The sequence below is a fragment of the Streptomyces sp. ICC1 genome, from assembly GCF_003287935.1.
Classification (GTDB): Bacteria; Actinomycetota; Actinomycetes; order Streptomycetales; family Streptomycetaceae; genus Streptomyces; species Streptomyces tritrimontium.
This window is the reverse complement of the sequence record NZ_CP030287.1, coordinates 894,444-914,966: the sequence shown is the minus strand read 5'-3', so window position 1 is coordinate 914,966 and position 20,523 is coordinate 894,444. Positions and strand designations below refer to the sequence as shown.

Below are 20,523 nucleotides of genomic sequence, written 5' to 3'. Positions count from 1 at the left end.
CCCGCACTTCACCGCGTCACCCGCTCACGCTCCGCTCAGAACTGGAGCGCCCAGGAGTCGATCTTGCCGGTGTCGATGTTCGCGTTGTCGTTGACCCGGAGCTTCCACACTCCGTTGGCGACCTCGGAGGAGGCGTTGACCGTCACGGACTTGATGATGTTGTCCGCGCTGCCACCGGTGCGGTTGTGCAGGTTGTACAGGGTGCCGTCGGGGGCGACCAGGTCGACCTTCAGGTCACCGATGTACGTGTGCTTGATGTCGACCGAGACGCTCAGCGTGGCCGGGGCGTTGCCGGAGATCCCGCTGACGGTGACCGGCGAGTCGACGGTGGAGTTGTCGGCGATCGCGTAGTCGTTCAGGTTCTCGAAGCGGGTGCCCGGGTTGGGCGGGGTGGTACCGGTGCCGACGCGGAGCAGGCGGTTCGGGGAGCCGGTGCCGGGGCTGGTCACGACGTTCGGGGTCGCGGCGGCGACGAGGCCCGCGGAGATCTGGGCCGGGGTGCTGCCCGGGTTGTCCGCGAGGTAGAGGGCGGCCGCGCCCGCGACGTGCGGAGAGGCCATCGACGTGCCCGAGATGGTGTTGGTGGCCGTGTCGCCCGTGCCCCACGTGGAGGTGATCGAGGAGCCCGGCGCGAAGAGGTCCAGGACCGCGCCGAAGTTGGAGTAGCTGGCCTTGGCGTCCGTGTTGGTGGTGGCGCCGACCGTGATCGCCTCGGCGACGCGCGCCGGGGACTTGGTGGAGGCGTTGGCCGTCTCGTTGCCCGCCGCGACGGCGTAGGTGATGCCGGAGGCTATGGAGTTGCGTACGGCGGTGTCGAGCGCGGAGTCCGCGCCGCCGCCGAGCGACATGTTCGCCACGGCCGGCTTGACGGCGTTCCGGGTCACCCAGTCGATGCCGGCGACGACCTGGGCGGTCGTACCGGAGCCGTTGTTGTCGAGCACACGGACGCCGACGATCTTGGCCTTCTTGGCCACGCCGTACGAGGTGCCCGCGACGGTGCCGGCCACGTGCGTGCCGTGGCCGTGGCCGTCCTGCGCGGTGTTGTCGTTGTCGATGGCGTCGTAGCCGTCGGAGGCGCGGCCGCCGAAGTCCTGGTGCGTCTTGCGGACGCCGGTGTCGATGATGTAGGCCGTGACGCCCTCGCCGGCCTTGTCCGGGTAGGTGTAGCTCTGGTTCAGCGGGAGCGCCGCCTGGTCGATCCGGTCCAGGCCCCAGGAGGGCGGGTTCGGCTGGGTGGTGTCGACGGTGAACACCCGGTTCTGCACGACCGACTTGACGGCGGGGTCGGCGGCGAGCTCCCTGGCCTGCGCCTCGGAGACCTCGACGGAGTAGCCGTTGAGGGCGGCGCTGTAGGTCCGGTCGATCCTCGCGCCGTACCGCTTGGCGACGGCCTTCCCGCTGTCGGCGGTGGAGCGGGCGGCGGAGTCGTTCAGGGTCACGATGTAGCTGCCGGAGACGGTGCCCTCGGCACCGGCGTTCTCGATGACGCCCTGCGGGGCGTCCGAGGCCGCGAAGGCGGGTAAGGCGCCGGCGGCGCCGAGCGCGAGGGCCAAGGTGGCGGTCGCGCCGATGCCGGCGATCTTCCGGCGGGTGTGACGCATCACGGACATGTGAGGGTTCCTCCTCATAGGTGGTGCGCTGCGGGGGGTGCGCGGCTGTCCCGGCCCCGGGTTTGGGCATGGCCATGACAATGCGCATGGCAGGTTCGACCATGCGGCATTCGGCCCAACGGGCCGCCGCTCCTGAAAGGTTGACCCACCGACTCGGCTCCCCACAAGAGGACAACGGACGCGTAACATCCGTGCCATACGCAAGCCATGAACGAGCAAAGGCGCTCCGCACATGACGCACGCACTCCCCGGCTACGTCTGCCCCGAAGACGGCGCGCGGGCGGACGCCCGGACCGCGCCCTGGTGCTGCCCCCTCTGCGGCGGGCCGTGGGACCTCGACTTCACCCCCGATCCCGGCGTCCCGCTGGACCCGGCGGCGGGCCCCGGCTCGCTCTGGCGGTACGGCCCCGCACTGCCGCTGACCGGGGCGTACGGCGTGACCCTGGCGGAGGGGAACACCCCGCTGGTGCCGCTGGCGGAACGGGTGCACGCCAAGCTCGACTTCCTGATGCCCACGCTGTCGTTCAAGGACCGGGGCGCCGTGATGCTCGCGGAGCTCGCGCGCCGGCTGGGCCCCGAGCGGGTGGTCGCGGACAGCAGCGGCAACGCCGGGACGGCGTTCGCGGCGTACTGCGCGCGGGCCGGGCTCGCCTGTGAGGTCTTCGTGCCGGAGGGCACCTCGGCGAAGAAGACGGAGCAGATGCGCGCGCACGGCGCGACGGTCCGGGTGGTGCCGGGCGGCCGCGAGGCGGCGGCGGTGGCGGCGCGCGAGGCGGCCGACCTCCCCGGGGTCTTCTACGCCAGCCACGTCTTCAACCCCTACTTCCTGCACGGCACCAAGACCTACGTCTACGAGGTGTGGGAGGCGCTCGGCGGCCACCTCCCCGAGGTGCTGGTGGTCCCCGTCGGCAACGGCACGCTGCTGCTCGGGGCCGCGCTGGCGATCGAGGAGCTGGGCCGCCGCGGGGTCCGCCCGCCGGTGTTGATCGCCGTCCAGTCGGCGGCGGTCGCCCCGCTGGCCTCGGCCTTCCACGCGGGCGCCGAGGACGCCGAACCGGTCCCGCAGCTCCCCACGGTGGCCGAGGGCATCGCGATCCCGGCCCCGCCCCGGGCCCGCCAGATCCTGGCGGCCGTCCGTAAGTCCGGCGGCACCTTCCTGACCGTCCCGGACGACCGCGTCCGCGCGGCCCAGCTCGACCTGGCCGGGCGCGGGCTCTTCGTGGAACCGACCGCCGCCGCCTGCTGGGCCGCGGTCGGCCCCGGCGCGCCCGGCAACCCCCTCCACGAGCGCACCGCCGTGGTCCCCCTCTGCGGCGCGGGCGCGAAGTCGGGCCTGGCCCCGGCGCGGGCCTGACGGGCGGATCGGCTTCGCGAGCGGGCCGCCCCCACGGGCGATCCACCCGCTGAGGCACCCGCTGAGGCGCCCGATGGGTGCACTGCCCAACGACATAGGCTCCGGGTCATGCGCACCTCAACGACCCGCGTCTGGATCGCCCTCGCCCTCGTCTACGTGGTCTGGGGTTCGACCTACCTCGGCATCCGGATCGTCGTCGAGACCATGCCGCCCTTCCTCTCCGCCGGCGCCCGCTTCCTCACCGCGGGCGCCCTCCTCGCCGGCATCGTCGCCTGGCGCCGCGGCCCGGCCGCCCTCAAGGCCACCCGCGCCCAGGCGGGCTCCGCCGTCCTCGTCGGCCTGCTCCTGGTCCTCGGCGGCAACGGCCTCGTCGTCCTCGCCGAGACCACGGTCCCCTCCGGGCTCGCCGCCCTCCTGGTGGCCGCCGTACCGATGTGGCTGGTCGTCCTGCGCGCCGGCTCCGGCGACCGCCCCTCGCCCCGCACCCTGGCCGGGGTGCTGCTGGGCCTGGGCGGGCTCGCCGTCCTGACCAGCCCCGGCTTCGGCGGCGAGATCGGGCTCGGCGGGGTGCTCCTGGTGCTCACCGCCTCGGTGCTCTGGGCGCTCGGCTCGTTCTCGGCGGCCAGGCTGACCCTGCCCGCCGACCCCTTCGCCGGCAGCGCGTACCAGATGCTCGCGGGCGGGGCCGCCGGGATCCTCGTGGGCCTGTGCCGCGGCGAGCAGCACGGGCTGGACCCGGCCTCGTACTCCACCGCGTCCTGGCTGGCCCTCGGCTACCTCGTGCTGTTCGGCTCGCTCGTCGGTTTCACCGCGTACGTGTGGCTCCTGCGGGCGGCACCGCTCTCGCTGGTGGCCACGTACGCCTACGTGAATCCGGTCGTGGCCGTCGCCCTGGGCTGGCTCATCCTCGACGAGGCCCTGACCTGGCCGATCCTGCTCGGTGGCGCGATCGTCGTGGCGGCGGTGTGCGTGATCGTGAGCACGGAACGCCGTACCGTCTGACCATCCGGCCGTCTGACCATCCGGCCGTCTGACCGTCTGACCGGCGCCGGCCGTGGGTGGCCGTCAGCTGTTCGCGGCCCGTTCGTACAGCGCCTTCGCCCGGCCGTCGAACAGCGCGGCCGTCGAGTCCACGTCCGTGTCCCCGCCGCTCAGCACCCCGATCAGCTGCCCCGGGTGCCCGGGCCCGCCCCGGTCGGCGATCCACGGGCTGCCGCTGGTCCCCGTCCAGAAGCCGGAGCAGTTGATGTAGAGCATGGCGGGGTCGTCCTCGTCGTGCCGGCTCTGCGTCGTACAGGCGACGGGCTTGTTCTCGGGGTTGTGCTGCGATTCCGGGTAGCCGACGACGGTCACCTCCCGGTCGTAGCCGGAGGTCCAGACGGGCTTGGCGGCCTCGTCGTGCCCGACGACCTCCTGCAGGCTCCGCCCGTCCCCGTCCGGTTCGACGGAGAGGAAGGCGAAGTCGGCGGTGTCCTCGCCCCACTTCGTCCAGCGCTCGTCGACCTGGACGGAGCGCACCTTCCACACGCCGAGCGGCTGCTTCCCGGAGCCCTCGCCGGAGAAGGCGGGGGCGAAGGCGAGCTCGCCGATGGCCAGCCCGTCGTGCGCGACCTCGCCCGGCTGCCCGTCCTCCCCGGCGGGGGCCACGCAGTGCGCGGCCGTGGCGACGACGTTGCCCTGCGGGCTGTCGACGACGCTGGCGGTGCACCAGTGCTCGCCGCCCGCCATGAGCACCCCGACGGTGGGGAAGGGCAGCACGTTGCGGTCCTCGTAGCCGCCGGCGGTGTCGACGAACACCACGGCGAGCACCGCGGCGAGGCCGGCGACGGCCGCCGAGGCGATCGCCTTGGCCCCGGGGCTCATCGGGGGGCGGCGCCGCTTGCGCTGCCGCTTCCGGCCGGCCGCGGCTTGGGGGTGGGTGCGGACATCACCTTGCTGATCCACTCCAATGCGCCCTCCCGCATCCCGCGTACGTACGACTTCCCGTTGTGCTCACCATCCTGGATCACTTGCAGCGTGGTGTGCACGGGACCCTTGCCGTAGTCCTTGATGAACTGCTCGGCCTTCTCCCGGCCGGTCTCCGCGGTGCCGATCTGGAAATTGACGTAGACGTCCGGGCCGCCCGCCTTGATCAGCTTCGCGGCGAGCTTCTCGGGGTTGTTCTCGTCCATGGCCTGCGTGTTCCCCTTCCACAGCGGGGAATCGGGGACGATGTCGACCCCGCTCGCGATGGCCGCCTTGAAGCGGTCGGGGTACTTCAGGACGTGCTTGAAGGCGCCGAATCCGCCCGCCGAGGAGCCCATGAAGGCCCAGCCGTCGCGGGAGGTGAAGGTCCGGAAATTGGCCTTCGTGAAATCCGGGACGTCTTCGACCATCCAGGTGCCCATCTTGGGCTCTCCGGGGATGTCGGAGGCGTCGAAGTGGTGCTTGGTGTCGGCGTTGTGCACGGGCATGACCAGGATGAAGGGCAGGCTCGTACCGGCCTTCGCCCCGTCGCTCACCGCCTGCTGGAGGCCGAGGCCGGGGCCCGTCCCCCAGTAGTTCGTGGGGTAGCCGCGGCCGCCGGGCAGCGAGATCAGGACGGGGAAGGCGCTGTCGGCGTACGCCGGGTCGTCGTACTCCTTCGGCACCCACACCCACACGTCACCCGTGAAGCCGGACTTCGCGCCGGTCAGGGTCGTCCTGGCGATCTGCGTGCCGTCCGGCAGCCGGGAGGTGCGGACGAACTCGGCCTTCGGCCCGGTCGGCATGCTCACGCCGGACCGGGCGTCGGAGGCGGTGGAGGCCGCGGTCCGGGACTTCCCGAAGGAGACGGGATCGCCTATGTCCGAGAAGAGGCCGTAGTGGTAGCCGGCCGCCCCGCCGCCGGCCACGAGGACGAGGCCGAGCCCGCCGCTGATCAGGATCCGGCGCCGGCGGCGCGCGGGACGGCGGCCGGCGCCGGTCGTGGCACTGGCGCCGTCGGTCGTGCCGCCGCCGGTCGTGGCGCTGCCGTCACCCTGCTGGTCTTGGTGCACGGAATGTTCCCGTTCCCTCTCCGGCGCCCCCGCGGAAGCGCGGGGCCGACCGATTGGTCGCCCTTACATCCTTAACAGAGGTATGAACGACCGGCCGGGTTGCCTGGGACGGACGGACGTGGCGAGGGCCACGCGGGTGAACGCCCCGGAGCGCTCCGGGAGCGGGACCCCGGTCAGCCGGCTTCGGGCTTCGGGCCCTTCAGGACCTTGCTGATCCACTCCAGCGAGCCTTCCTTCATGCCGCGCACGTAGTGCCAGCCGTTGTGCTCGCCGTTCTGGATGTCGCGGATGGTCATCTTGACCGGGCCCTTGCCGTACTTCTCCTGGAACTGCGTCATCCGCTGCTTGCCGCTCTCCTTGGTCCCGATCTGGAAGTTGATGTGGACCTCGGGGCCGCCCGCGTCGATCAGCTTCTGCGCCAGCGTCTCGGGGTTGTTCGCGTCCATCTCCGCCTGGTGGCCCTTCCAGAGCGGGGAGTCGGGAACGATCTCGCCGCCGCTGGCGATCACGGCCTTGAACTTGTCCGGGTGCTGGAGGAGCTGCTTCATCCCGACGAAGGCACCGGAGGAGGAGCCCATGAAGGCCCAGCCGTCGCGGGACTTGTACGTACGGAAGTTGGCGCGGGTGAAGTCCGGGATGTCCTCGGCGATCCAGGTGCCCATCTTGGGCTGGCCGGGGATGTCGGAGCCGTCGTAGTAGTACTTCGCGTCCGGGTTCAGCACGGGCATGATCACGATGAACGGCAGGCTCGTACCGGCCTGGACGCCCTCGCTGATGGCCTTCTGGAGGCCGAGGCTGCGGTCGGACCAGTAGTTGGCCGGGTAGCCGTTGCCGCCGGGGAGCGCGATGAGGACCGGGAAGCCGCTCTTGGCGTACTTCGGGTCCTCGTACTCCTTGGGCGTCCACACCCAGACGTCACCCTCGAAGCCGGACTTGGCGCCGACGAGGCGGGTCTTGGCGATGATCGTGCCGTCGTCGAGCTTGGCGGTCTGCTTGAAGGCGGCCGCCGGGCCCGTCGCCTGCTGTACGTCGGGGTCGCCGCTCGGCGTGGGCGCGGTCTTCGGGGCCTCGTCCGGGGTCTTCTTCCCGGTGCCCGCGTCGGCGGGCGGCGGGGTCTTGCCGAAGCTCACCGCGGAGCCGTTGCCGGAGAACCAGTCCAGCTTCCAGGCGGCGAAGGAGCCGCCGCCGAGGAGGAGCGCGAAGGCGACGGCCGCGGCGGTCCACACCGTACGGCGGGAGCGCCCGGAGCGGCGGGGCGGCTGCGGGGGGCCGGGGTCCGCGGGGGCCCCGGATATGTGCGGGGGCACGTACGGGCCGCCCGGCGACGGCTGGTGCGGCTCCTGCTGGGGCTCCTGCGGCCGGCCCTCGGGATCCTCCCAGTACGACGGCTGGTGCTGCGACGGCTGGTGCTGCGGCGGCGGGTACTGCCGGTGCGGCTCGCCATCGGGCCGCGGACGCTGCGGGTTCTGGGGCACGAACTTCGCTCCGTACGGTCGGGCTGCCCCCCGGTGGGACAGAACGGACTGGGATCACCATTAGTCCTGATGCGTGAATCCCCCGGAGAGTTCCAAAACAACGCAAAAACATGCGTCGAATCTCAGGAGTCCGGAACCGGGCCCCGCGGAATCACCTCAGGGCATCGAGCGCTTCCGCGCACCGCCCGAGCAGCCGGATCAGCGACTCCCGCTCCTCGCCGCTGAACTCGGCGGCGAGCGCCCGCTCCACCGCGACCGCCCCCGCGTCGGCCACCTCCATCACGGCGCGGCCCTCGTCGGTGAGCCGGGTCTCCAGGACGTTGCGGTGCAATTCGTGCGGGGTCCGCTCGACGAGCCCGCGCTCCTGGAGGTTCTTCAGCACGGTGTTCATCGTCGGCGGCGTCACCCCGCACAGACGGGCGAGCGCGGCGGCGGAGATGCCGGGCTTTTCGGCGAGCCAGAGCAGCGCGGCGTACTGCGGAACCGTTACTGCGGCCGGCTTCACCGCCGTGTTCTTCGCCCCGAGGAGCGCCTGCTCGGCGCGCTTGATGTGGGAGCCGAGGCGCTCCTCGGGGGGCATGGAAGTCATTCCCGCATCATAAAGCCCTTGCAGGCATTAGAGCTCTAACTTATCTTCGTGCTCACCTACACAGAAGAGGACGTCTGATGATGAAGAAGCTCCTGCCCGCGGCCCTGCTGACCCTGACCACCGCCCTCGCCCTCGGCGCGGCCCCGGCCGCCCACGCCTCGGCCGCCCGCGCCTCGGCCGCCCGCGCCTCGGACGGCCCGACGGCAGACGGCCGGACCGCCGGCAGCCGGCCGGCGGACGCGCGGATCTCCACGGCGTTCACCCTCCCCGGCGCCAAGGTCTTCCCGGAGGGCATAGCCGCCGACCCCCGCACCGGCACGGTCTACGTCGGCTCCTACACGGACGGCACCGTCTACCGGGCCCGCCCCGGCGCCCGCGCCGCGGAGGTCTTCCTGCCCTCGGGCACCGACGGCCGCCACACGGCGAACGGGCTGCGGGTCGACGCCCGCGGGAGGCTCTGGGTGACCGACTCCACCTCGGGCGTCTCGGTGTACGACACCCGCTCGGGGGCGCGCGTGGCCCACTTCGAGATCCCCGGGAGCGCGCCGCGCTTCCTCAACGACCTGGCCATCACCCCGGACGGCACCGCGTACCTGACCGACAGCGTCCGCGCGGTGGTCTACCGGGTGACCCCGGACCAGCTCGCCGCCGGCTCCGGCCCGCTGCTGCCCGCGTACGACCTGAGCGGGCGGCTCACCCCGTCGCCTGCGGGCAGCTTCAGCCTCAACGGCATCGCCGCGGACCCGGCCGGCCGCTTCCTCCTCACCGTCGACATGACGGCCGGCGATCTGTACCGCATCGACCTCCGCTCGGGCGAGGTCTCGCGCACCGCCCTGACCGGCGGCGACCTGAAGACCGCCGACGGCCTCGACCTGGCACCCGGCGGCGTACTGCGCGCGGCCCAGAACACCCGCAACACCCTGAGCCGCTGGCAGCTCTCGGCGGACGGCACCCGGGCGCGCCTGGTCCGCACGGTCACGGACCCCTCGCTCCAGATCCCGACGACGCTGGTGCGGGTCCCGGGCCGCACCCTGGTGGTCCGCTCGCAGTTCGACCGGGACGGCGGCCCCATGCCCTCCACCAGCGGCGCCCCGACCGCGTTCACGGTCGCCTCGGTCCGCGGCTTCTGACGCGGGGGGGGCACGGCCGGATCCCGGCCCGGGCCCGTCAGCCCCGCAGGTAGGCCAGGACCGCGAGCACCCTGCGGTGGGACTCCTGTGCCGGGGGCAGGTCGAGCTTCATGAAGATGTTCCCGATGTGCTTGCCGACCGCCGCCTCGGAGACGGTGAGCCGGCGGGACACCTCGGCGTTGGAGTGGCCCTCGGCGATCAGCGCGAGGACCTCCCCCTCCCGGACCGTCAGCCGCTCCAGCGGATCGCGCCGGCGGCTGATGAGGCGGCGTACGACCTCGGGGTCGACCACCGTCCCGCCGGCCGCCACCCGGGCGACCGCGTCGAGGAACTCCTCGACCTGGCCGACCCGGTCCTTGAGCAGGTAGCCGACGGCCGTCCCGTCGCCGGAGTCGAGCAGTTCGGCGGCGTACGAGCGCTGCACGTACTGGGAGAGGACGAGCACGGGCAGGCCGGGCCGGGCCGCGCGCAGCCGCACGGCCGCGCGCAGCCCCTCGTCGGTGTGGTCCGGGGGCATCCGCACGTCGGTGACGACGATGTCCGGCCGGTGCTCGGCGACGGCCTCCTCCAGCTCCCGCGCGTCGCCGACGGCGGCGACCGTGCGGTGCCCGAAGCGGGTGAGCAGGCCGACGAGGCCCTCGCGGAGCAGGACGGAGTCCTCGGCGAGGACGACGCGCAGCGACGCCCGGGCGGTCGGTCCGCTCGGGCCGGACGGTCCGCTCGGGCCGGTCGGGTCGGTCGGGTCGGTCGGGCCGGTCGGGTCGGTCGGGCCGGTGCTGCTCAGGGGAGCTGCGGTTCCTTCGGCGGGCTCGGAATGCAAGGGATCTCCACACGCAGCAGGGTCGGGCCTCCGGGAGGACTGGTCAGGGTCAGTCTGCCGTCCACGACCGACACCCGGTCGGCCAGTCCCGTCAGTCCGCTCCCCCGCGCCGCGTCCGCGCCGCCGCGGCCGTCGTCCGCCACCTCCACGGTCAGGCGCGCGCCGTCGTGGCGGCCGGTGACCGTGATCCGCTTCGCCCCGCTGTGCCGGACCGCGTTGGCGAGGGCCTCGCTGACGAAGAAGTACCCGGCGGACTCGGCCTGTTCGGGCAGCCGGCCCGGGAGGTCGAAGTCGGTGTCGACGGGGATCGGCGAACGGTCGGCGACATCGGCGACGGCGTCGGGCAGCCCCCGGTCGGTGAGGACCTGCGGGTGGATGCCGTGGATGAGCTCGCGCAGCGAGGTCAGCACCCGGCCGGCCTCGGCGTGCGCGGCGGCGAGCTGCCCGGCGAGCGCGCTGCCCGGCGGGGCGTCGAGCCGGGCCAGGCCCAGCGTCATGGACAGCGCGACGAGCCGCTGCTGGGCGCCGTCGTGCAGGTCCCGCTCGATGCGCCGGCGCTCGGCGTCGAAGGCGGCCGCCAGCCGGGCCCGGGAGCTGGTCAGCTCGGTGACCCTGACGGCCAGATCGGCCCGGCCGGGGCTGAGCATCAGGCGGGCCAGGGCCGCGCGGGCGGCCGCCAGTACGCCGAGCCCGTAGAGGAAGAGCGGGAGCAGCAGCAGTCCGGCGGCGGCGCACAGCAGGGCGGCCGGGTAGCCGGTGACGCCGTGGAAGGAGAGCGGGTTGGCCTGCTGTCCGTCGAGGGCGAGCAGGACGGGGGTGGCGATGAGGTCGGCGGGGACGTAGAGGGCCGCGCCGACGGCGAGCAGCTCCAGCGGCCACAGGACGGTGGCGGCGAGGAGCACGTAGCCCAGTTCCCGCCAGGTCGCCTGCTCGCGGAAGCGGGTGCGGGCCCACGCCGTGAGCCCCGTACGGTCCGGATCGCGGTGCGGGTCGGGCACGGGCACGGGGTCGACCAGCAGCAGCCGGCGCCGTTCGAGGGCGGCGAAGGGCACTCCGGCCAGCGCGAGGGCGGCCAGCAGCGGCAGGCCGACGAGGACGACGGCGAGGACCGTCCCGCAGACGGCGAGCAGCAGCAGCACGAGGAACGCGAGGGCGCCGCCGAGGCCGCCGCCGAGCAGGTAGGCGGCGGAGCGCCACGGCCGGGCGGAGCGCAGGTACCGGCCCGGATCCGGGCCGAGGCCGTCTCTTTCGGATCTTGTCGGCCGAACCCGCGGCGTCTGGTGCCGTGCATGGCAAGGCGGAGGGGCGCTCCGTGTACTGGACGTACTCGGGCGTCCCGCCAACGCGGCCAGGCGCGGTGCCGGGCGTCGCGGGCCCGGCAAGATCCGAAAGAGACGGCCGAGGGGGGAAGGCGGCATGCGGCCACCGTAGGCGGGTGGCCGGGCCCCGCGCGGTAGTGCTGGCCCTACCTTCGGGACTCGCCCCTGCCCCGCTGACCGGGCGCGGCCGCGGCGGTTGGCTGGGGACCATGCTGAACATCGCGTTGAGGTCGCTGCGGCGGCGCTGGATGACACAGGTGGGGACGTTCGTGGCAGTGGCCCTGGGGGTCGCGCTGATGACCGTCATGGGACTGGGGCTCGCGGCTTCGGCGGCGCTGCCCGCGGGTGTGGAGGTGGTGGGCCTCAATTCGATGCTGGGCACGGCGGGCGCGGTGAGCTCGTTCGTGTCGGTGTTCGTGGTCGCGTCCACGTTCTCGTACGCCGTGGCGCAGCGGCGGCGCGAGCTGGGGCTGCTGCGGCTGGCGGGGTCGACACCGGGGCAGCTGCGGCGCCTGGTGATGACGGAGGCGGCGGCCGTCGGGCTGGCCGGGTCCGCGGCGGGTCTCGTCCTGGGGCGGGCGGGTGCGCCGCTGATGGCGCGGTGGACGGTTTCGCAGGGGCTGGCGCCCGCCTCGTACCTGATCGGGGATCAGGCCTGGCCGCTGCACGCGGCGTTCTGGACCGGCCTGGTGGTCGCCCTGTCGGGGGCGTACGCCGCCTCCCGCCGGGCGGGCCGGGTCGGCCCGCTGGAGGCGCTGCGGGAGGCCGCGACGGACGAGCGTCCGATGACGCCGGGCCGGTGGGCGGCCGGGGGCGGGCTGCTGCTGTTCGCGGTCGCCTTCGCCGGCTGGCGGCTCGGCACGGATCCGGGCAGCCTGCTGAAGCGCAAGACGTACACCTGGCAGCCGATGCTGCTGATCTCCGCGTGCGGCCTGCTGGCCCCCGTGCTCGTACGGCCCGTCGTGCGGCTGCTGATGTGGGTCCCGGTCCGGCTGACCTCCTACGCGGGCCGGCTGGTGCGGGCGAACGCCTCGGCCGGGATCCGCCGGACGGCGGCGGTGGCGGCGCCGGTGCTGGTGATGGTCGCGCTGACCGGGTCGCTCGTGGGCTCGGTCCTGACCCTGGCCGAGGCGAAGGCGGTGGAGGCCCGCGGCAGGACCGGCGCGGACTGGGTGCTGACGGGCGGCCGGCTGCCGCAGCACCCCGAGATCCCGGGCGCGAGCGCCCTGTCGGTGGCCGGGACGGAGCTGACGGTCCTGGAGGAGGGCTTCGTGAAGGTCCGGACGGAGGCCTCGGCGGTCGATCCGGCGGCGTTGGCGGCGGTCTCCCGGCTGCCGGTGGTGGCGGGGTCGGTGGCGGACCTGGACGACGGGGGCATCGTGGTCACGGAGGAGTGGTGGCAGCACCGGGTCGGGGACTCCGTACCCCTGTGGCGGGCGGACGGGACGGCCGCGCACCTGCGCGTGGTGGCGGTGATGCGGACCGGCACCGGCGACAACGGCGCCTACGTGACGGCGCGCAACGCCCCGGGCGCGCAGGTCTCCCGGATCGAGGTGAAGGCCCCGCCGGCCGCGTCCGCCGCGGTCCGGGAGGCGGCGGGGCGCTGGGACGCGACGCTGCGCTCGAAGGCCGACTGGGTGGAGGCGACGCACCCCCGCGCCAACCGCTTCACCGTGCTCGGCTTCGTCCTGGTCATCGGCATCGCGCTGGTCTACACGGCGATCGCGCTGGCCAACACCCTGCTGATGGCGACCTCGGACCGGGCCGGCGAACTGCGCCTGCTCCGCCTGGCCGGCGCCACCCGCACCCAGGTCCTCGCCGTGACGACCGCCGAGTCCCTGCTGACGGCCGCGGTCGGAGCCCTCCTCGGCACGGCGGTCACGGCATTCAACCTGGCGGGCATGCGCGCCGCCCTGGCGGTCCTCGGTGTCGACTCCCCGGTCGTGGTCCCCTGGCTCCCGATGGCCGCGGCGGCCGCCGTCTGCACCGTCCTCGCGATCCTGAGCACCCTCCTCCCGGCGGCCCGCGCGCTGCGCCGCCACGCGCGGGCGCAAGGCGCGGGGCCGGGGTGACCGTCAGACGGGCTGGGTGGCGAAGACGAAGAGGCCGTCGGCGCTGCGGACGACGGCGTACCCGTTCGCCGTGAACTGCGGCAGTTCCTCCATCTCGGCGGTGAGCAGCTTCTTGTCCCCGGCGCCGAGGGCGACGGCCTTCCCGCTCTCCAGCACCGCGTAGAGGACGCCGTTGCCCGGGAGGGCCCGCGGCCTGATGTTCTGCTCGTCCTTCGCCTGGCGCCACAGCTCCTTGCCGGTCTCCGGATTCCAGGCGACGGCGCCCTTGCCGTACTGCACGACGGCGGTCTTGCCGTCGGGTGAGACGGCCTGGCCGTCGTCATCGACGGTGCCGTTGGCGTCGATGCCCGGGCCCTCGGCGATCCGGCGACCGGTCTTGAGGTCGATCGACGTCAGGACCGCTTCGGTCCGGCCGTACGCGGACCACTCGAGGACGGCCTTGTCCCCGTGCAGCGGGGCCATCCGCGCGGTGGTCGCCGACTCCGGGGTGACCAGCTTGGCGATGGCGGCCGGCGGCGCGAGGTCCTTCGTGCTCCACGCCTTCTTGCCCGATCGGATGTCCGTCGCGACCAGCCACCCGGCGTACGGCTGGAAGGTGGTCTCCTCGGTCCAGGAGTAGCCGAGGCCGGGGCCGACCTGCCCCTTGCTTCCGAGGTACGAGAAGCCGGGGTTCAACGTCTCCCCGGCACCGATCGGGAGGAACCTGGCGTCGCCGCCGCCGGCGCTGGTGTCCACGACGTAGCCGCCCCGGACCGGGGTGTCCATACGGGAATCCCCGTCGAAGGTCGAGCTCCCCAACTGCTCGCCGGACGGCGCGTACATGGTCAGCACGGTCTGGGTGGAGGCCTTCTTCAGGTCCTTCTCCGGCGTGTCGACACGGGTACGCACCAGCAGCGCCGGCGAACCGTCCCGCCACTCGCCGACCTGCACGAGCCGCTCCGGCGCGTACGTCGCGGACCCGCCGTCCGCGGGCTTCTCGAAGTCGAACTTCTTGCGCACCTCGCCGCTCTTGGCGTCGAGGAGCCGGGCGGTGAGGCCGCCCGTGTCCGATGGCCCGGTGACGACGACGGCGTCCCCCAGCGCGCAGATGCTGCGCTCCGTCTTGTCCCCCTTGGACGCTTCACCCGCGCAGGTCATCCCGCCGCCGCCCGGCAGGCTCCACGCCTGCTCCTTGGCCAGCCCGGGCACCGGCGCGCCCGCGTAGACCGGGCCCTTCGCGGCAGACGGTGACGCCTCCCCCGCCTTCTGCGTCCCCCCACCGGCCTTGGCGTCCGTCCCCGCCCCTGCGGAGCACCCGGCGACAAGGCCCAGCGACAGTGCCGTACCGACCACTGCCGTCATACGCATGCGATTCAACTTCCCTACCCGGCTTTCCTCTTACTCGATCGCGCCCTCGCCGTGCAGCCTATGTCGATCACCGCCCACGACCGCACCCGGGCGATCGCGCAAGCGCCCCACCATTCCCGATCACTTTTGTCCCGATCACGCTCGACCTCGGTCACTCCAAGGAACGGACGGGGAACAAGGGAGAACGAAAGAGGCAACGGGCAACCCCGCCGAACCCCGATTCTCCAGGCTCGCGTCGTGCCAGACTCGCTCTCGAATGCGAAGCGAAACGGCGTCGTCACAGCGGGTGTTCGCCGTCGGGTTCGTGTCGCCCGGCGATCGTCGGATGGCGGCTCCCCGTGAGGGCGGACGGCTCTCGCGGTCACTGTTCAAGGGGAGGTTGACGATGAGCACGACTTTACGTTTCGGCCCGGAACTTCGCCGTTTACGAGTAGAAGCGGGGCTGACTCTGACCGAGTTCTCCGTGGCGCTCAACTACGACAAGGGGCACCTCAGCAAGGTCGAGCGCGGGGAGCGTTCCGCGTCCCCCGAACTGGCCCGGCGGTGCGACGCCTTCCTCGGCGCGGACGGCGAGCTGCAGCTCCTGGTCACCCGTCCCGAGACGGGCTCGGGCTCGGGCTCGGGCTCGGGCACCACCGAATCCCCCGCCGGTCCGAGCCGCTGGCTCGTCGGGCGCCGGGCGGTCCTCTCGGCGGGTACGGGAGCGCTGATCGACCTCGGCCTCAAACTCGGCGGTCAGGCGGTTTCAACCACCGACGACCCCCTCCTGCCCTCCTTCCGCATGCAGTTCGACCAGCTGCGGAAGCTCGGCCAGTCCACCGCGCCCAAGGTCCTGCTGCCCCTCTTGGAGACACAGACCCGCATGATCGCCGGACTTGCCGCCGACTCCCGGTCCGCCTCTCGGGCCCCCGCGCTCCTGCTCGCCTCGCGGTTCGCGGAGTTCACCGGCTGGATGGCCCAGGAGGCCGGGGACGGTGACGCGGCACTCGGCTGGACGGGCGAGGCCACCGAACTGGCGCGCGCCGGGGGCGACCCGTACCTCGGTTCCTACGCACTGGTGCGACGCGCCCTGGTCACGATGTACGGCGGGGACGCCGCCGGCACCGTCGCCCTGGCCCGCCGCGCCCAGAGCAGCGAACTCCCGCCGCGCATCCGGGGACTCGCGGCCCAACGGGAGGCCCAGGGGCACGCGCTCGTCGGCAACGAAGTCGACTGCCTCCGCAGCCTCGACAGGGCGCGGGAACTGCTCGGCAGCGACGACGCCCGCAACGGCGCCGAGCCCGTGATCGGCACCTCCCATGTGAGCGATCCGGCGGCGATGTCGACCGGCTGGTGCCTGCACGACCTCGGCCGCCCCAAGGCCGCCGCCGAGGTGCTCGACCAGGAGTACCGCCGCCTCCCGCCGCACGCGCTGCGCACCCGCGCCCGGTACGGCTTCCGCAGGTCCCTGGCCCATGCCGCTTCCGGAGAGGTCGAGCACGCGTGCACGATCGCCGCGGAGCTGCTCGGCGTCATGCCGGCCGTTCCGTCGGCGACCGTAAACAGCGACGTCCGGCGTCTCGCACGGGAACTCTCCAGGTTCCGGAGCAACCGCGCCGTACGTGATCTGCAGCCCGCGCTGGCACGCGTACTCGCCCCCGCGCACGACTGACAGCCGCTCCACGACCGACACCGGCTCGAGCCGCCCGGCTCGCCGGATCCCCGCTCCCGGTCCGTCGGGACCTGCGTTCAGGCTGCCCGCGCCCAGTGACCCGCCGGGCGGCGCGCCCTCCTCCGTACGCCTCCGATGGCTGCGCCATGCCACCACGAGGCCCCCATCTCCACCCTCTGTTCCTCTGACGAAGGGATTCGGCATGTCCGACGTCTTCATCAACTACCGCACAGGCGACGAGGAATCCGCCGCGACCCTGATCGCCCGGGAGCTCGTCCGGCGGTTCGGCCGCGAGCACATCTTCTTCGCCAGCAGTTCGATCGAGCTCGGACACCGCTTCCCGGCGGAACTGGACGGGGCGGTGGAGAAGTGCGACGCGCTCATCGCGGTGATCGGCCCGCGCTGGGCGAAGGTCCTGGGGCCCGACGGCCGCCCCGCCATCGAAGCCGAGCAGGACTGGACCCGCCGCGAGATCCGGACCGTGCTCGACCGCGGAGTCGTGGTCATCCCCGTGCTCGTCGGGAGGACCACGCGGATCGACCGCGCCGGCCTCCCGGAAGACCTGCGTGAGCTGGCGGACTGCCAGTACAAGCGCTTCGACCACCGCAACAGCGACGCGGACCTGGCGGTGCTCGGCGACCGCCTGGCCCGGCAGCTGCCCAAGCTGGGTGAGGCGGACCGCGACGCCCCCGCGGCGCGCGACAGGGCGGAAACGAAGTCCCGCAAGGGGTCGGCCAAGGACGCGGGGCACACCAGGATGCGGGCGCGCGACGTCGAGCAACGCGTGCGCGGCGGCATCGGAAACCTCAACGGCGACCTCGGCACCTTCGTCAACGAGCCGCAGGGGCCGGTGAACACCGGTCCGGGGCCCCAGTACAACGCCCCCCACTTCGAGGGCGACAACACCGGGGTGCAGTTCACCGCGGGCGACAACAGCGGTACGGTCCACCAGCGCTTCGAGCGCGAACGCCGGCCCTCGGACGACCAACGATGACCGCGCAGGACCGCGTCACCGTCAACGATGCGCGTGGCCCGGTGAACAACGGCCCGGGGCCCCAGTACGTCATCTACGGCGCCCGAGCTGCCCGGAAGATCCGCAGAACTGCGGAACCCCTGCGGATCGTCCGCGAAGACCGGTTGTATCTGGCCGACCGGTTCGCCCCGCCGGTGAACTACCGCGTCGCCGCCGACCGCCTGGAGAAACCCGGCTCGGTGGTGCTGCTCGACGCCCAGCCCGGCACCGGCCGTCGCGCCGCGGCGATCATGCTGCTGCACGAGCTCGGTGAGGACGGCGACACCGAAGGGGAAGACGTCCGGTTCGAGGAGCTTCCCACCCCGGACAAGCCCACGGACGGGGACGGGGACGGGGACGCGGACGCGGACGCGGACGCGGACGCGGAACCTGCTGCCCCCGGTGCGGGGGACCTCTTCCTCCTCGACCTCTCCCGGATCGCCGATGAGGAGGCGTACGCCGAGGCCCAGCACCGCTTGGCCAGGCTCCGGTCACAGGTCCAGGAGGCCGGGGCCCACTTGGTCGTCGTCCTGCCCTCGGGCATGATGCACGCCCATCCACCGGAGCTCGCACCGCACACGGTGACGCTGGAACGCCCCCGGGGCATCGCCGTCATCAACGGGTACCTCCGGATGGACCTGATGTCCTTCCGACCCGCGGACCTGGAGCGCCCCGACCTCCGGTTCCTGTGCGACCGCTCCCCCATGCGCGAACTGGCCCGGCTGGCGGGCCTGGTGAGGACCGCTCGCGACAGCGGCCGGTTCGGCACCGACTTCACAAGCTGGCTCGACCAGGCCCTGAGCGCGGTGACCGGGCGCGCCACCGAGGTGCGCGAGCGAGTGACCGCGGCCAGTACCGCGCCCGAGCGGGCCCTGCTGCTCGCGGCGGCGGTGTTCGAGGAAGCGCACGCCGACACCGTCCACGAGGCGTGGCGCGGCCTGCTGAAGACGGTGGGTCACGAGGAAGAGGCGGCCACCGAGCTCGCGCGGATGGATTTCGGGCAGCGGTTGACGGCCCTCGGGATCGATCGGGGCCCGGACGGACGGATCCGCTTCGAGCAACTGGCCTACGCCGAAGCGGTACGGACGTACTTCTGGACGAACTTCCCCGGACTGCGCGACAAGCTCGCCGAATGGATCGGCGTGGCCGCCGGGCTTCCCGGTCTGACCACCGACGACCGGGTGAACGTCGTCGTCCGCTTCGGCGAGCGATCGCTGGCCGCCGGGCGACCCGACGACCTCTTCGACCTCGCGGCCCTGTGGGCGAACGGTGCGGCCGGGGCGTCCAGCGACCCGCGAGCCGTTGCGGCCCTCGAACTCGGCCTCAGCCACGAGGGGTTCGGGGTCTGGTTCCGCAGGCGGATGTACGACTGCGTGCACTCCACCTCCTTGTCGGACGGTCTCGTCCGCGCCCTGACCGCCGCGTGCGTCCAGAGTCTCGCCTCGACCCACCCCGATCAGGCCGTGGTGCGGCTGCGGCACCTCGCCGTACGGGAAGGGGAGGCGGCCCGCGCGGCGGGGGAGGCGCTCTTCGGGCTCGTCGGAAACGACCGCCGGCTGTACCGGTTGCTGATCGACCGTCTACGGGTTCCGGCGCGCCGGGAGTCCCGCGCGGCCGAGCCCCCTCTTCGGCTCCTCACCGAGCTGTTGAGAAGCGATCGGGTACCGGACCCGCCACGGTGGCCGGTCCTGTTCCTGGGCTGGGAGACGGTGTTCTCCCAGCCGCCGACGAAGCTCTGGGACCCACTGGTGAAGAGCTGGCTCGACACCGTGGCGGGCGACCGTACGCGAGAGATGGCGCTGGAGTTGATGGTCGGGGCGACGCACGGCCGCACGATCGCCCTCCACCGCCTCTATGCCATCGCCTGCGACTGGGCGGGCGCGGCACGCGACCCGGTCCGGACGGCCGCCGCCGCCCGCTTGTGGCAGCACATCGACCAGGCGCAGTACGCCCGCGCCGACCGTACTCAGCGTGCGGGCAACGAACCACGGACCACGGAAGAGGCACGATGAGACTCCGCTCTCCCAGCCTGCTGCTCGTCGCTCTCTGCGGCCTCGCACCGGCTGTGCTCGGCAACCTCCTGCATTGGTCGGCGTGGCTGTGGGGCTTCATGTCCATGGGCACGACCTCGGGCTCGCTGCTGCTCGCGCTGACGTTCCTCGGGGGCGGCCACCCGCCCGCCGATCCGTCCCGGACCGGGGAGCCCGCGCCGCCCTTAGCGCCCACGGAGCAGCCGTACCAGGAGACGCGGGTGATCGACGCGGCGCTGCCGAGCGCCGTGGACGGCTACGACTTCCTCTTCTCGGCCACCGTGTGGTGGCGGCCGGTCCCCGACCACACCGGCCGGTCCGACGGCGCCTCCCCGGCTCTCGCCGTGTCCGCGGTCGTCAGCCGGGCCCTGGAGATCGTCCGTCGCGAGCAGCCGGGCCGGGCGAGCTTCGCGCGGTTCTTCCTGGAAGGAGAGCTGAGCGTCCCGCTCCCCGACCGGAACGGACGGGTGATGGCCATGGCGGCCGAAGCGACGCTGACGCTCGCCCCCGCCGACCGCGAGCGCCTGCGGAAGCTGAGTGACCTGCGCAAGGACGAGGAGATCTGGGAGCACGAGCGCCAACACGAACGCAACAAGCGGCGCTACCTCGGTGACGACGTGCTCCAGAGCGCGGGCAGTGCGGTGGTCTGGTGGCTCGCCCGGCACGAGAACGAGATCGAGAAGGCGGTCGACATGATCGGACCGCTCGCCCAGATCGCCGCGGCCGCCAACGACGAGGAGGTGCCCGAACTCTTCCGTCACCTGCTCGTCCCACCCGTGGGCGCGCGGAGCGAAGCGGCCGTCGGCGGTCGCCCGCTGTGGGACGACCCCGGCCCGGGAGCAGGGCCGCTCGACCGCGAGGCGGAGGTCGGGGCCGCAGACCGGCTGGTTCTGCTGCTGGCGGCGGTGGGCGTGAAGCCGGACATGGACGAGTACACGGTGCTCGTGAACCGTGTCGTGATGAGCTTGGAGATGGCCGAGCTGTACGAGGCCGCCGACGAGATCAGACGAACCCTCCTCCCGACGCCCGACCAGGGCGACGGCACTGGCGCTGGCGAAGACAAGGACGAGGACGAAAGCTGATCCGGCAAGCAGGTA

At 73.0% G+C, this 20,523-nt stretch carries 16 protein-coding genes; 8 read left to right on the top strand and 8 right to left on the bottom strand.

Annotation, left to right across the window (positions count from 1 at the left end):
• Nucleotides 1–35 precede the first annotated feature (35 nt).
• On the bottom strand, nt 36–1,610 hold the full coding sequence (locus DRB96_RS04365) for a S8 family peptidase (protein WP_112446881.1): 1,575 nt from the start codon (nt 1,608–1,610) through the stop codon (nt 36–38).
• A gap of 232 nt (nt 1,611–1,842) precedes the next feature.
• On the opposite strand from DRB96_RS04365, the gene DRB96_RS04360 reads away from it, so the two are divergent.
• On the top strand, nt 1,843–2,964 hold the full coding sequence (locus DRB96_RS04360; protein WP_112446879.1) for a pyridoxal-phosphate dependent enzyme: 1,122 nt from the start codon (nt 1,843–1,845) through the stop codon (nt 2,962–2,964).
• A 108-nt stretch (nt 2,965–3,072) separates the two neighbouring features.
• The gene (locus DRB96_RS04355) at nt 3,073–3,966 is read left to right on the top strand and encodes an EamA family transporter (protein ID WP_112446871.1); all 894 of its coding nucleotides are present in this window, start codon (nt 3,073–3,075) and stop codon (nt 3,964–3,966) included.
• Nucleotides 3,967–4,029: 63 nt separating this feature from the next.
• Here the strand turns inward: DRB96_RS04355 and DRB96_RS04350 are convergent, their stop codons facing one another.
• From DRB96_RS04350 to DRB96_RS04335, 4 genes are all read right to left on the bottom strand, one after another.
• Nucleotides 4,030–4,827 (bottom strand): trypsin-like peptidase domain-containing protein, encoded by a 798-nt coding sequence (locus DRB96_RS04350; RefSeq protein ID WP_112446868.1) that lies wholly within the window; start codon nt 4,825–4,827, stop codon nt 4,030–4,032.
• A complete protein-coding gene (locus DRB96_RS04345) occupies nt 4,824–5,981 on the bottom strand; it encodes an alpha/beta hydrolase-fold protein (RefSeq protein ID WP_112446866.1) in 1,158 nt (385 codons plus the stop codon). Before DRB96_RS04345 ends, DRB96_RS04350 begins: the two co-directional genes overlap by 4 nt.
• Nucleotides 5,982–6,154: 173 nt before the next feature.
• Nucleotides 6,155–7,456, bottom strand: coding sequence for an alpha/beta hydrolase-fold protein (locus DRB96_RS04340; RefSeq protein WP_343234504.1), 1,302 nt, complete (start codon nt 7,454–7,456; stop codon nt 6,155–6,157).
• Nucleotides 7,457–7,607: 151 nt separating this feature from the next.
• Nucleotides 7,608–8,045, bottom strand: coding sequence for a MarR family transcriptional regulator (locus DRB96_RS04335; RefSeq protein WP_112446863.1), 438 nt, complete (start codon nt 8,043–8,045; stop codon nt 7,608–7,610).
• A 77-nt stretch (nt 8,046–8,122) separates the two neighbouring features.
• Here DRB96_RS04335 and DRB96_RS04330 point away from each other — a divergent pair, with 77 nt between their 5' ends.
• Nucleotides 8,123–9,175 carry an SMP-30/gluconolactonase/LRE family protein gene (locus tag DRB96_RS04330; protein WP_239516179.1) on the top strand — a complete coding sequence of 351 codons (1,053 nt, stop codon included), beginning with the start codon at nt 8,123–8,125 and terminating at the stop codon, nt 9,173–9,175.
• Nucleotides 9,176–9,212: 37 nt separating this feature from the next.
• Here DRB96_RS04330 and DRB96_RS04325 read toward each other — a convergent pair whose 3' ends face one another.
• Both DRB96_RS04325 and DRB96_RS04320 read right to left on the bottom strand, forming a co-directional pair.
• The gene (locus DRB96_RS04325) at nt 9,213–9,854 is read right to left on the bottom strand and encodes a response regulator transcription factor (RefSeq protein WP_112453200.1); all 642 of its coding nucleotides are present in this window, start codon (nt 9,852–9,854) and stop codon (nt 9,213–9,215) included.
• A 101-nt stretch (nt 9,855–9,955) separates the two neighbouring features.
• Nucleotides 9,956–11,209: a sensor domain-containing protein gene (locus DRB96_RS04320; RefSeq protein ID WP_239516804.1), complete on the bottom strand. Its 1,254-nt coding sequence runs from the start codon at nt 11,207–11,209 to the stop codon at nt 9,956–9,958.
• Nucleotides 11,210–11,583: 374 nt separating this feature from the next.
• On the opposite strand from DRB96_RS04320, the gene DRB96_RS04315 reads away from it, so the two are divergent.
• Nucleotides 11,584–13,386 carry an FtsX-like permease family protein gene (locus DRB96_RS04315; RefSeq protein ID WP_239516180.1) on the top strand — a complete coding sequence of 601 codons (1,803 nt, stop codon included), beginning with the start codon at nt 11,584–11,586 and terminating at the stop codon, nt 13,384–13,386.
• A gap of 3 nt (nt 13,387–13,389) precedes the next feature.
• On the opposite strand, the gene DRB96_RS04310 is transcribed toward DRB96_RS04315, so the two are convergent.
• The gene (locus DRB96_RS04310; protein ID WP_162688605.1) at nt 13,390–14,733 is read right to left on the bottom strand and encodes a PQQ-binding-like beta-propeller repeat protein; all 1,344 of its coding nucleotides are present in this window, start codon (nt 14,731–14,733) and stop codon (nt 13,390–13,392) included.
• A gap of 385 nt (nt 14,734–15,118) precedes the next feature.
• On the opposite strand from DRB96_RS04310, the gene DRB96_RS04305 reads away from it, so the two are divergent.
• The 4 genes from DRB96_RS04305 to DRB96_RS04290 all read left to right on the top strand — a co-directional run bounded on the left by DRB96_RS04305 (nt 15,119) and on the right by DRB96_RS04290 (nt 20,508).
• Nucleotides 15,119–16,384: a helix-turn-helix transcriptional regulator gene (locus DRB96_RS04305; RefSeq protein ID WP_112446855.1), complete on the top strand. Its 1,266-nt coding sequence runs from the start codon at nt 15,119–15,121 to the stop codon at nt 16,382–16,384.
• Between the two features lie 202 nt (nt 16,385–16,586).
• Nucleotides 16,587–17,378, top strand: coding sequence for a toll/interleukin-1 receptor domain-containing protein (locus tag DRB96_RS04300; RefSeq protein WP_112446853.1), 792 nt, complete (start codon nt 16,587–16,589; stop codon nt 17,376–17,378).
• Nucleotides 17,375–19,408 (top strand): hypothetical protein, encoded by a 2,034-nt coding sequence (locus DRB96_RS04295; protein ID WP_112446851.1) that lies wholly within the window; start codon nt 17,375–17,377, stop codon nt 19,406–19,408. Before DRB96_RS04300 ends, DRB96_RS04295 begins: the two co-directional genes overlap by 4 nt.
• Complete coding sequence (locus DRB96_RS04290) at nt 19,405–20,508, top strand: hypothetical protein (protein WP_239516181.1); 1,104 nt, start codon at nt 19,405–19,407, stop codon at nt 20,506–20,508. Before DRB96_RS04295 ends, DRB96_RS04290 begins: the two co-directional genes overlap by 4 nt.
• Nucleotides 20,509–20,523 lie beyond the last annotated feature (15 nt).